The organism is Microcystis sp. M_OC_Ca_00000000_C217Col, assembly GCF_007095585.1.
Classification (GTDB): domain Bacteria; phylum Cyanobacteriota; class Cyanobacteriia; order Cyanobacteriales; family Microcystaceae; genus Microcystis; species Microcystis panniformis.
Window position 1 is genome coordinate 1 of the sequence record NZ_SFBV01000341.1, and the last position, 10081, is coordinate 10081.

13 protein-coding genes and 1 pseudogene are annotated in these 10081 nt (G+C 41.0%); 4 read left to right on the forward strand and 10 right to left on the reverse strand.

The features are described 5' to 3' along the window. Window positions 1-272: 272 nt before the first annotated feature. Together EWV66_RS24265 and EWV66_RS22050 are read right to left on the reverse strand one after the other, a co-directional pair. A pseudogene (locus EWV66_RS24265) lies at window positions 273-829 on the reverse strand (PEP-CTERM sorting domain-containing protein); the annotation flags it as partial. Between the two features lie 97 nt (window positions 830-926). After that, window positions 927-1226, reverse strand: a complete 300-nt coding sequence (locus EWV66_RS22050) for a hypothetical protein (RefSeq protein ID WP_287108330.1) — start codon at window positions 1224-1226, stop codon at window positions 927-929. A 357-nt stretch (window positions 1227-1583) separates the two neighbouring features. Here EWV66_RS22050 and sipA point away from each other — a divergent pair, with 357 nt between their 5' ends. Both sipA and EWV66_RS22060 read left to right on the forward strand, forming a co-directional pair. Continuing rightward, complete coding sequence (gene sipA / locus EWV66_RS22055) at window positions 1584-1796, forward strand: regulatory protein SipA (protein ID WP_043996918.1); 213 nt, start codon at window positions 1584-1586, stop codon at window positions 1794-1796. Between the two features lie 66 nt (window positions 1797-1862). Beyond that, window positions 1863-2804, forward strand: a complete 942-nt coding sequence (locus EWV66_RS22060) for a glycosyltransferase family protein (protein WP_072927241.1) — start codon at window positions 1863-1865, stop codon at window positions 2802-2804. Here the strand turns inward: EWV66_RS22060 and EWV66_RS22065 are convergent, their stop codons facing one another. The 8 genes from EWV66_RS22065 to EWV66_RS22100 form a co-directional block, all read right to left on the reverse strand. Beyond that, a complete protein-coding gene (locus EWV66_RS22065; RefSeq protein WP_052278471.1) occupies window positions 2805-4403 on the reverse strand; it encodes a peptide ligase PGM1-related protein in 1599 nt (532 codons plus the stop codon). 166 nt (window positions 4404-4569) lie between these two features. Then, window positions 4570-4698, reverse strand: coding sequence for a photosystem I reaction center subunit IX (psaJ, locus tag EWV66_RS22070; protein ID WP_002738148.1), 129 nt, complete (start codon window positions 4696-4698; stop codon window positions 4570-4572). A 45-nt stretch (window positions 4699-4743) separates the two neighbouring features. Beyond that, window positions 4744-5238 carry a photosystem I reaction center subunit III gene (locus EWV66_RS22075; protein WP_002735968.1) on the reverse strand — a complete coding sequence of 165 codons (495 nt, stop codon included), beginning with the start codon at window positions 5236-5238 and terminating at the stop codon, window positions 4744-4746. Window positions 5239-5370: 132 nt separating this feature from the next. Beyond that, entirely contained in the window at window positions 5371-5790 is a 420-nt protein-coding gene (locus EWV66_RS22080) for a secondary thiamine-phosphate synthase enzyme YjbQ (protein WP_008201139.1), read from the reverse strand. Window positions 5791-5800: 10 nt separating this feature from the next. After that, on the reverse strand, window positions 5801-6601 hold the full coding sequence (gene cobA / locus EWV66_RS22085) for a uroporphyrinogen-III C-methyltransferase (RefSeq protein WP_072927243.1): 801 nt from the start codon (window positions 6599-6601) through the stop codon (window positions 5801-5803). A gap of 270 nt (window positions 6602-6871) precedes the next feature. Next, window positions 6872-7162, reverse strand: a complete 291-nt coding sequence (locus EWV66_RS22090; protein ID WP_002757266.1) for an addiction module antidote protein — start codon at window positions 7160-7162, stop codon at window positions 6872-6874. Window positions 7163-7171: 9 nt separating this feature from the next. Then, the gene (locus EWV66_RS22095) at window positions 7172-7462 is read right to left on the reverse strand and encodes a type II toxin-antitoxin system RelE/ParE family toxin (RefSeq protein ID WP_046661678.1); all 291 of its coding nucleotides are present in this window, start codon (window positions 7460-7462) and stop codon (window positions 7172-7174) included. 661 nt (window positions 7463-8123) lie between these two features. After that, the gene (locus tag EWV66_RS22100) at window positions 8124-8987 is read right to left on the reverse strand and encodes a PEP-CTERM sorting domain-containing protein (RefSeq protein ID WP_287108335.1); all 864 of its coding nucleotides are present in this window, start codon (window positions 8985-8987) and stop codon (window positions 8124-8126) included. A 212-nt stretch (window positions 8988-9199) separates the two neighbouring features. On the opposite strand from EWV66_RS22100, the gene EWV66_RS22105 reads away from it, so the two are divergent. Both EWV66_RS22105 and EWV66_RS22110 read left to right on the forward strand, forming a co-directional pair. Then, window positions 9200-9691 carry a helix-turn-helix domain-containing protein gene (locus EWV66_RS22105; RefSeq protein WP_185237163.1) on the forward strand — a complete coding sequence of 164 codons (492 nt, stop codon included), beginning with the start codon at window positions 9200-9202 and terminating at the stop codon, window positions 9689-9691. A gap of 145 nt (window positions 9692-9836) precedes the next feature. Beyond that, window positions 9837-10081, forward strand: a 245-nt coding sequence (locus EWV66_RS22110; RefSeq protein ID WP_287108337.1) for a nucleotidyltransferase family protein, incomplete at its 3' end; no start/stop codon positions are given.

The window sequence follows — 10081 nt, forward strand, 5'->3', positions numbered from 1 at the left end:
GTCTATCTTTCTCTAAAAAAATGGAGAATCACGTTGGGGCTGTTTGGTATTTTATCCATGACTACAATGCACAGCAAAGCAAAGGATTAAGCCGCCATCACTACTACCGAATCACCACCGTAGGCGGCTAGAGCATTAATTATGGTGGTGGGTAGCTCAATCGTCACCTGTTGCATAACCAAAATCCTCTTGATTTAATCATGTCCCTATTATACAATAAACCCCCTTAAACGACTGAATGAAGGGGAATTAATTCTACTTTGGTAAGCAATTTAGCCTACTTTTATGGTTTTGTTTTCTGATGTTTTGGATGATTTTAGTTTGCGTTTCAGGGTTGAAGCTGCACCTAATGCACCAAAGGAGCCAATAGCTAAAAGTCCAGCGGTTGAGGAGGGTTCAGGAACAATTTGTGGCTCTTCTGGTTTCTGTGTGGAAACGAGGTCTATACTGATACTTTCTTCCGCAAAATAGCCCTAAAAGTCTTGCCCGATAAGCATTTCACGATTCCATAAGCAAAAATTATCACACAAACGCAGCTACCGGGGCAACCGCCATAGTCATAGCCTGGCCCCGGCCGTTTCAAGGGGTTATCAAAATCCGACCGGGTGAATACTTGATAATCTTCATTTTTAGTACCCCCTACATGGAAAGCTAAACCTCCAAACGAAAATTTACCGGCTGTATTCCCGGCTGGAAGCACTCCTGGAGCAAAGCCACCATTGGGATTGTAAAGGTTATCCGTCTTCGAGTGAGGAATCAAGTCTATGGTTGGAACACCATTGACAGGTGCATTAAAAACGCCAGAGCCTGCGGGAAGTATTGCAGTAATAAGTACCTAAGCAAAATTAATTACACATATCTAACCACCTCTTGCCTCTTGCCCCTTGCCTCTTGCCTATCTTCACTAGGAAATTAATTTTGCACGACTACTTAGGGTTAGTGATGCCGCCTGGGTCAGTCTCTGTTCCCGTCACGCCAAGGATTTTGTAGCCTGTAAAGGTATAAGCTGGAGAAGTTAAACCACTGGTTGGATCAGTGTAAGAAGGGGCGTTTTTTGTTGTAAGCGTGTCCTCCGTAGTCAGATTCAGTTTAAATAAATCACCGTCCGAAGTTAAAAAGTTGAACTTGAAGCTAAGTTGAGCGGCCTGAACAGAACTTGTAGATAGTCCGATGAGTGCAGTGGTTACAGCCGCTCCAAGAATCGCGGCTGAGATGCTGTTTTTCATTTTTTTTCTTCTCAATAGTGTGATTATCCCCTCACAGCTAGGTCAGGCAACACCTTAACCCAACTCCAAAGGGAGACAACGGGATTATACACATTCCCCCCCCACAACTGTATTAAAATATACAATTAATAAATCTTTACATTTCTCTCCCCAACTAGGGATTCAGATTTTGGTTTTTTTTGATTGTACTGATAGCGATCGCCACCCGCACCGCTAGGTCAAGCAACACCCCAACCCAAGGGGAAAGGGGGACGAAAACAGCTTACACAATACCTATTCTCTGGGGAATCTATCTTAAGAATGATTTGAAATATGCTAAGTTGAGATACTATGTCACGATCGCATCTAGTCAGTACCATGAGTGAAATTAGCGTCGGGGGAAAAGTCCGTCTGATTGCCATTCCCCCTTACCTGAAAACCGCCGATCCTATGCCTATGTTACGGCCGCCGGAGCTACTCAATATCGACGATATCGGCACGGTGATCGATCGCCGGCCGGGGGGTTATTGGGGTGTAAAATTCGAGCGAGGCTCATTTCTGCTCGATAGCAAATATTTAGAAGCTATTTAAACCAGTTAAGTGCATCGCGGTCAAGACAACTTTGATAAATCACAGGCAAATCTAACCAGTTAATTTATGTCCAATACTTTTCTATCGATCGTTATCCCGATGCGCGAGGGATTTAGCGAGCATTGGCTAGGAGAACTATTGAAAGTCAAGGGAGATATAGAATTTATTTTAGTTCATCCTCCCGGGGTCAAACCTTCGCCAGTAAATGATCCACGCATGAAACAGATTGTCTGTGCTTTACGAGGTGAAATTATTCAAAGAAGTACAGGATTTTTAAATGCCAGAGGTACTTATATTCTCACAATCAATTGCGATGAATATTTACACCCGGAGATCGTCACCTTAGTTAAAGACTATTTTGAACGCTTCCCCAATAGTTGGGTATTACGATTAGCCAGATGTGAATTTCCCTACGGTGAACGAGAAAAATTAGAGAGTACTTGGCCAACAATTCCCGATGTAAACAGTTTAGCTATCTGTAGCAGAAGAGAAAATAATAGTAACTTATTTAAAGATAATAATTATTTATTAGAATTACCGATCGCTCCTTTAGATAATCCTTTTAATCCCCAAGTTTTTCTCAATCAACGTCGCGATCAAAATGGTCCCCATTTAGAAAATTTTGATAAAAAAGTTTGGAAAAGTGAACTTGTGCAAGCGGCGACGATAGAAATTACTAATCTCATGAACTTATTGGGTCCGATTAAATATATTCCTTTTTGGTGTTTAGATAGATTACTAGGGTTATATATTCAGGCTAAATATTTTGAAAAAGAGCGCATAATCGGTCACTGGATGCCGAAGTCTCCCGAACAAATACGAATCGAAGATAATCCCCCTGAATACCAAAGAACTTGGCGATTTTACTTTTTATCGGAAGTTATGTTATTAAGAAAATTCCCTCAGTATGGATATCTTTGGAATCTAGCTATCTATCAATTTTTAGAACTGCCTGCTTGGATGATTAAATCTCTGAGACAAAAAATTATACCCAGTAAATCAGTCTAGTTATATCCAAGTGATCGGTAATCCAGAACAATAACCTAAATTTATGGAACTAGGCTCTGTTTCCCAATCTAAAACCTGTTCGACACGCTGATAAATTGCCGCCGCTTCCTCACTAGAATTGCCGATACAAGTTAACCCTAATTTACCAAATTCTGACAGCGCACCCATGAGATGAAAAACTGTTCCCGTTTTACTGCTACTATCAAAATGCAAGTGATGTTTAGCAATAATATCCATTAAATCATCGGGAAGTAAACCTTTGTATTGGGGTTTGTGGAGATTATCGGAGGCAATATAGTATTTTTCCTGGTGAGGTTGACTGAAAAATAATCCAGTTTTTTGATCATATTCACCATTAGTTAAAAGCTTTAAAGTCATAAAAGGATGGGTAGTTCCTCCTTTTCGCAGATTAATTTCGATCGCCTGTAAATCCCAGACTAAAGTTTCTGGATTTTTGACAGCGACGAAATCAACTCCATAGCGTTCAATTGCTCCCTTGGCTGCCAGAATTTCCCCTATTTTTAGGCCTAATTCCTGTAATTGTAGGCGATAATTTTCATCGGCAGGAAAATGACAACCTAGATAAATTTGACCATCGGGACCCCCTAAAATTTGATCGTGAGTGGAAAGAATCTTCACTTCTCCCGTGGGTGTAATATAACCTTGCACACTTGGCGATCGCTTTTCTTCTCCTTCAATAAAAGCTTCGACAATTCCCCCTAATTCAGCAATTTTGCCAGAAAAACTCTCCCAATTTTCATCGCTTGCTTGAAAACTCATCTTCTCTAATTGTTTGGACAAGAGATTCATTTTCTCGCTTAAATCTAGACTGTTACTATCCACAATTTCCCCTAAAGGACGTAAATCTAAAACCGCATTTCCTTCTCCCGATAACCCCTCATTTAACTTCACTACCATGCGTTTTAATTGCGGTTGACGGGACCACAAACTAGCGGCTTCGTATAACAAATCCTTGACCGTATTTATCTGTAAACTACCGTCAGGATGGGGAATATTGCCTTGTCCAAAAATCTCGCGACTGCCACTTTTAGAACCCCAATACAATAAATCTGGACTACAGGCAAATAAAGGAATATCTAATTGTAAAGACAATTCTCGCTCTAAATTAGTAGAATTAAAACAAACCATATAGGCCCGATCTCGACGCAACGCTTGCCGGATTCTTGCTACTAAGCGCGGTCTTTCCAGAATTTTTTGGGTTAAAGGTTGAAAAGAGTTATCGTGAGTTGTCAGTAATAACAGACGATTATTAGCATGGGAAAAGGGAATCCCCGGTAACAATTGCAGGTAATAATCAATCACCATCCGCGAAAGTGGCTGCGCTGTTACATAGATTAAACGGGTTTTCGGGTGTCGCAACCGAATCAGAGAAAATAATAATCTTTCTTCGTAATGTAAAAAACCCGCCACTTTTTGACCGACTCTCTGATCGATACTAAAAGAAGGGATAACTAGGATATCATAATCGCATTCATCCGATTCGAGAACGTTTTCTCCCTGCCAAATCTCTTTTAATTTTTCTTGTAATTCTTGATACCGCAGCCGCTTTTCTAGCATCAAATCTTTATCTAACAGCATGGTTTGTCCCACCTCTGGGGTTGCAGATACCTGTATCTTATCGATTTTGAGAGCCTGTCGTCTCCAGTGTCTTTCTTTTCTTAATATTCCCCCAATCCCTGGGATCATTCCCATTAAAAAGGGATACAGTGGACTCTGTATCCCTTTTAATCACCTGAGATTGTCTTTAACCTAGCGGGTGGAATAAGAGATCGGGATAAAAGCGATTAAATTCGATTAAAATCCCGGCGGTGAAAGTCAGCAGCGCCATAATTAACACGGGTGCGGACGAGAGAAATTTAGTAAGTCCTTCCATCTGAGTTCTCCTAGGGAATAAAAAGTCAAGGGTTTGACACAAAAATTAACGAGGGGAAACGGTAATTTCCGAATCCTTAACGGTTAATTTACCGGAAGTGGCCTCTTGTAAAGCCGCCAAGGGCCAGAGAAAACCCGTTAACATTTTGCTGAGAGCGAGGGGAACATCGATGATGATTTCCTTCATTTCGGCATCTTTGTCGTCGCGCACGGCGATTAAATAGGCCCGACCAACCCAACCGATCCAACCAGTAATGTACAGGAATAGGATGCTAGGGATAAAGAAATCGCCCATGTGGTCCCAACGACCATCAACAATTAGGTGCGGATAGCCTTCCGGTCCACAGAGAGCTTGGGAGTAGGTTTGAGCGCGTTTGGCTCCCGATTCGGGGTCAGGAGTGGTGTTGCGGAAACTCTTCGCTTTTTGTAGGAAAGCGGGATTTTCGCTACAAGGGGTCAGATTGGACAAATCAGCCGACGCTGGAGCGGCAAAGGTGAACCAGAGGGATAGCACCAGGGCCAGAGCGAACAATTTTCGCATAAATTGTTTCCTTTTGTTACGAAATATGAAGTTCTTTGTTCAAAAAGCGAACAATTTGATCGTACACGGAAAAAATCTTACTCCGATGAGGGGTACGAGTAAAGTTTCTATTACAAAACTATACGCAAAGCTTCAGACCCCGGTGATATGAACCACCACTTGTCTTTGGTGACGACTCTGACGGTGTTCCCAGAGATAGATACCTTGCCAGATGCCTAAAACTAATTTACCCCTAGCGATCGGGATTTGTTCCGATGTCCGGGTTAGGACCGAGCGAATGTGAGCGGGCATATCGTCTGGCCCTTCGGTAGAGTGATAGTAGAGACTGCTATCTTCCGGCACTAACTTGGCGAAGAAATTGGCCAAATCAGTGAGAACATCGGGATCGGCATTTTCTTGGATCAGCAAAGAAGCGGAGGTGTGACAGACAAATATACTGCATAATCCCGTCGTTATGCCCGATTCAGCCACGATCGCTTCTATGGGGGCAGTGAGACGATGGAAATTCTTGGGACTGGTGGTAATCGTCAGGGATTTTTGATATTGACGCATGGCAACCGAATCAGGGAGAAATGGGGGTGGGGGGGATTGTCCTCGATAGCAAAGGTTGTCCCGCTTGTAAGAGATCGTGAAGGTCCACCACTGCGCCGATAACAGCGATCGCCGGGGACTCAAAGCCGGTGGCTTCGATCTGGTTCATAATCGTGGTGAAAGTACCGATTAACTGCTGTTGTTGCGGTGTTGTTCCCCAGCGAATCAGGGCGATCGGTGTTTCTGCACTTCTGCCCGCTTTGGTTAACTCGCCGATAATATAGGGTAAATTATGCACACCCATGTAAACGACAATTGTTTCCGCACCATGGGCGATCGCTGACCAGTTAACCTGGGGACGATATTTACCCGCCATCTCGTGGCCGGTGACGAAGGTAACGGAAGAACTATAATCGCGATGGGTGAGGGGAATACCGGCGTAGGCAGGCACGGCAATTCCTGAAGTGATCCCTGGCACGATCTCGACGCTAATTCCGGCCGCGATCAGATCGAGCATTTCTTCACCCCCGCGACCGAAAACAAAGGGATCGCCTCCTTTGAGACGAACAACCACGGCATTAGTCTGGGCCTTCTCAATCAGTAAAGCGGTGATTTCCTCCTGTACTAGAGAATGACGACCGCGACGCTTACCCCCATGGATTTGTTCGGCCCGGGGGTTAATCATGGCTAGAATCGAGGGGCTAACTAGGGCATCATAGAGGACAACATCGGCATTTTCTAGGAGAACTTTCGCTTTTAAGGTCAACAAACCGGGATCCCCGGGACCCGCACCAACGAGATAGACCTTACCGCAACTTTCTGATTGATTCATAGATACTGGGGAGAAAATTCCTGCTTCGATCGAATGCGCTTGATCCCTACTTTATTGTGACTGGGACAAAATTTGGTATTTTTAGCTACAGTTACTCGGCGATCATGCGCTTTCTTCATGAAGAATTATAATTTTAACATTACTTAACCTTTCATCTAGCGATCGCTCTGATCCTAAATCCCGTTCAACAGGTATGGGGGAGAGCGGGTTTTTTAAGTGGGATTGGGAGTTAATCATGCTATTAAAAACCGATTCAGTATAACGGTGAAGTTAGGCAATTGGTACGACTTGGAGGCGTAACCCAAGTGATTGTAAGACCTTAAGAACTGTGGCAAACTCTGGATTGCCTTCGATTGACAAAGCTTTATAAAGACTTTCACGCCCCAACCCTGTTTCACGGGCAATATGTGTCATCCCTTTAGATCGAGCAATATCACCTAATGCTGCTACCACTAAGCTTGGATCGCCATCTTCAAGAGCTGCTTCAAGATATGCAGCTATATCTTCTTTTGTTTCGAGATGTTCTGCCGCATCCCAAGGATAGGTTTGGATAGTAGCCATGAAAATCTCCTATAAGTCTTGTGCTAAATTTAATGCTGTTTTGATGTCCCGTTCTTGAGTTTGCTTATCTCCTGCTGCCAAGAGGATGATCAAGGTCTCGCCTCGCTGAATGAAATACACCCGATAGCCTTGGCCATAATCGATCCGCAGTTCCGATACACCTTTTCCTACTGGTTTAACATCGCCTGGATTGCCCATAGACAGGCGACGAACACGAATGTCTATACGTGCTTTTGCTTGGCGATCCCGCAAATTGCTAAACCACTGAGAGTAGGTTTCGGTCTGGCGAATTTCAATCATGCCTTAAGTGTATCCTATGGGATACAGAAGGACAAGCAATAAAAATAAGCTGCGTTACATTTTATGAACGCACCCTACCAGATCAGCGTGCTGCTACGCAGTGCCTTCGGCATCGCACTTAATTAAGGATAAAAACTAGGCTTTAACTTTTAAAGGAAATCTCTCAGGATTTTTAAGTACCTAGGCAAAATTATTTACACATGACGATCATTGCCCCGTAAGGGTTTTAGCTCGATCGGGCAGGTAATTAATTTTGCATGACTACTTAATAATTTCTTTGCTTAAATCTACATCTAAATCTGGCCAATAAAAATGATTAGGAAAAGGCTCTTGTATATTTAAAATTTTTCTAATAGGGACATCTTGAAATCAAGGAAAATCTTGATAAGAAAGAAACATTTCTTCATTGTTTGCCAGAATCCATATTCCATGGGAAGAAATATGAGTTACTTCAGCTTGAGAAGTGTTTTGTCCAAGCATTTTAAAGTTCATTTTGTCGTTCCTCAATAATGGTTTCTATCGCTTGAAGATGATTGATGCTTACCCTTTGTTTATTATAGCAAATATTCAGTTAAAAATACAAGAAGGAGAAGTAAGAGCATAAAAATCCCCCTCAACTGGTCTAAAATTAAGGGAGAATGAGTTATATAAAAAAGGCAATTTAACCAACGTTACTGGGTTCTTTTTCGGTTGAATGAGAGCGTTTTACTTTCCGTTTTATGGTTGCACCTGCACCAAGTATTCCCAGGGAAAGGAGACTTATGATTGATGTGGGTTCAGGCACAACACGCATTTCTGCTTCCCATGTAGCTTGAAACACGCGTGTATTTACATCATAAGTTGCTACAGGAGAAAAACGACCAACTTGGGAGTTGAGTAGCGGTGTTGATAATCCACTATAAATAGTATTTATTTCAAGAGATAAAAGATTACCATTACTTGTTTCCATAATTGCTGAACCTTCTTCAATAACTTGATCACCAAAAGGTGTCCACTTAACCTGATAATCGACAACCCGACTGATATCTAAGGGACCGTTATATGTTCCTGTAAGGTTAGCAGAATATTGCAAAAGTTGATTATTTGTATTAGAAACTTGTCCAGTTACACTGATTGTACTATTTGGAATGGAAGTCCAATTTAAAGTACGTTTCAAACTGTAGTTTCCTCCACTTAAATCAAATAGATTTTGTGCATTACCAGATTTTTCTGCCGAACTCCAGCAAATCAGTGTGATGAAAGAACTGCCAAATGCTAGTGGAGTAAAAGTTGAAGGAATCTGAGTAAAAGTTGCAGTTAGATTTCCGCCAGGACCATCGGTATTAATTTCACCTGATGCAGTCGCATTGATTGATGACCCATTAACTGTTCCTGTATATGTACCATTTAATGCCAATTGCAAGGCTTCTGCCTGACCTGCATTCAATCCTATTAAGCTAGTAGCTATTATCAATCCAAAAATACTGTTATCAAAAATATTTTTGCTGATTTTAACTTTTTGTAAATCCTGAATATTCGTAAACATAATAGTTAGCCTCTGAATTTGATATCTTTTTCCTTCGGAAATTGTATGCTCGCAAAAATTAACTGTCAAGACTTTTAAAGTTATATAAAGCTATATAAAGCAGTATTAAGAAAAATAACTTAAATCTAAAAATAATATTAAATTGACCGCACAGCTTATAATATCATATAATGTCAGGTAAGAGCTTATTAATCTTGATTCTGTGTGTAAAAATGAACAATTTTGATATTCACTCTTTAATTACAACTGTTGATAATCTCATCTTCTCCTATACAGGAGAGAATTTAGATGATGTTCAGTCTGAAATCTTAGAAGGGGTGATTAATCACCAAAAATATACAGAAATCGCTAAAAGTCATCATCGTTCCGAGAAATATGTCAAGGATGTAGCTGGTAAATTATGGAAAACCTTATCGGAAATTTTAGGAGAAGAAGTTAATAAAGCCAATCTCAGGTCTAGTCTGCGAAGATATTATTATAATGTCTCTCATAACTTTAATGTAATAAATCCCGTACAAATTAATAAAGGTCATATCTGTAATCAACTACCAGAAAACCAATTACAAAAACCTAATCTTGCTGAAGAATATAAACTCGAAATCGCTACAGAATTGATGAAAGAAGGCTTAACCGTCGAACAAATTGCTAGAGTATTAAAACTTCCCTTAGAATTAGTTAAAGAGCAACTTGAAAAACCTAAGTAACCTAATTAATGGTGGTATTTGGCACTGGCAGAGCATTTCTAAGTTCAATAATAATTTCTATTTTAATAAACTTCATCATGAGAGCCAATATCAACGAGACAACCATTAAGGTTACAATGAAGGAATCAGATTTCAGGAAATAGCCATGAAACGAGATGAGGTACTAACAATTCTCGCAAAACACCGAGAACAATTAGAAAAACTAGGGGTAAAATCTCTGTCTCTATTTGGTTCAGTAGCAAGGGATGAAGCACGTTTTGACAGTGATGTAGATTTATTGGTAGAATTTAGTAAAGCGGTAGGGTTATTTGAGTTTATCGAGGTACGACTTTACTTAGAAGATATATTAGGATGTTCTGTTGATTTAGGGACTCAAGATTCTTTAAAAGA

Excerpts from the sequence above, each read along its gene's own strand:
- EWV66_RS22050 (WP_287108330.1), bottom strand. The coding sequence starts at position 1,226 with ATGAAAAACAGCATCTCAGCCGCGATTCTTGGAGCGGCTGTAACCACT.
- sipA (WP_043996918.1), top strand. The coding sequence starts at position 1,584 with ATGAGTGAAATTAGCGTCGGGGGAAAAGTCCGTCTGATTGCCATTCCC.
- EWV66_RS22060 (WP_072927241.1), top strand. The coding sequence starts at position 1,863 with ATGTCCAATACTTTTCTATCGATCGTTATCCCGATGCGCGAGGGATTT.
- EWV66_RS22065 (WP_052278471.1), bottom strand. The coding sequence starts at position 4,403 with ATGCTGTTAGATAAAGATTTGATGCTAGAAAAGCGGCTGCGGTATCAA.
- psaJ (WP_002738148.1), bottom strand. The coding sequence starts at position 4,698 with ATGGAAGGACTTACTAAATTTCTCTCGTCCGCACCCGTGTTAATTATG.
- EWV66_RS22075 (WP_002735968.1), bottom strand. The coding sequence starts at position 5,238 with ATGCGAAAATTGTTCGCTCTGGCCCTGGTGCTATCCCTCTGGTTCACC.
- EWV66_RS22080 (WP_008201139.1), bottom strand. The coding sequence starts at position 5,790 with ATGCGTCAATATCAAAAATCCCTGACGATTACCACCAGTCCCAAGAAT.
- cobA (WP_072927243.1), bottom strand. The coding sequence starts at position 6,601 with ATGAATCAATCAGAAAGTTGCGGTAAGGTCTATCTCGTTGGTGCGGGT.
- EWV66_RS22090 (WP_002757266.1), bottom strand. The coding sequence starts at position 7,162 with ATGGCTACTATCCAAACCTATCCTTGGGATGCGGCAGAACATCTCGAA.
- EWV66_RS22095 (WP_046661678.1), bottom strand. The coding sequence starts at position 7,462 with ATGATTGAAATTCGCCAGACCGAAACCTACTCTCAGTGGTTTAGCAAT.
- EWV66_RS22100 (WP_287108335.1), bottom strand. The coding sequence starts at position 8,987 with ATGTTTACGAATATTCAGGATTTACAAAAAGTTAAAATCAGCAAAAAT.
- EWV66_RS22105 (WP_185237163.1), top strand. The coding sequence starts at position 9,200 with ATGAACAATTTTGATATTCACTCTTTAATTACAACTGTTGATAATCTC.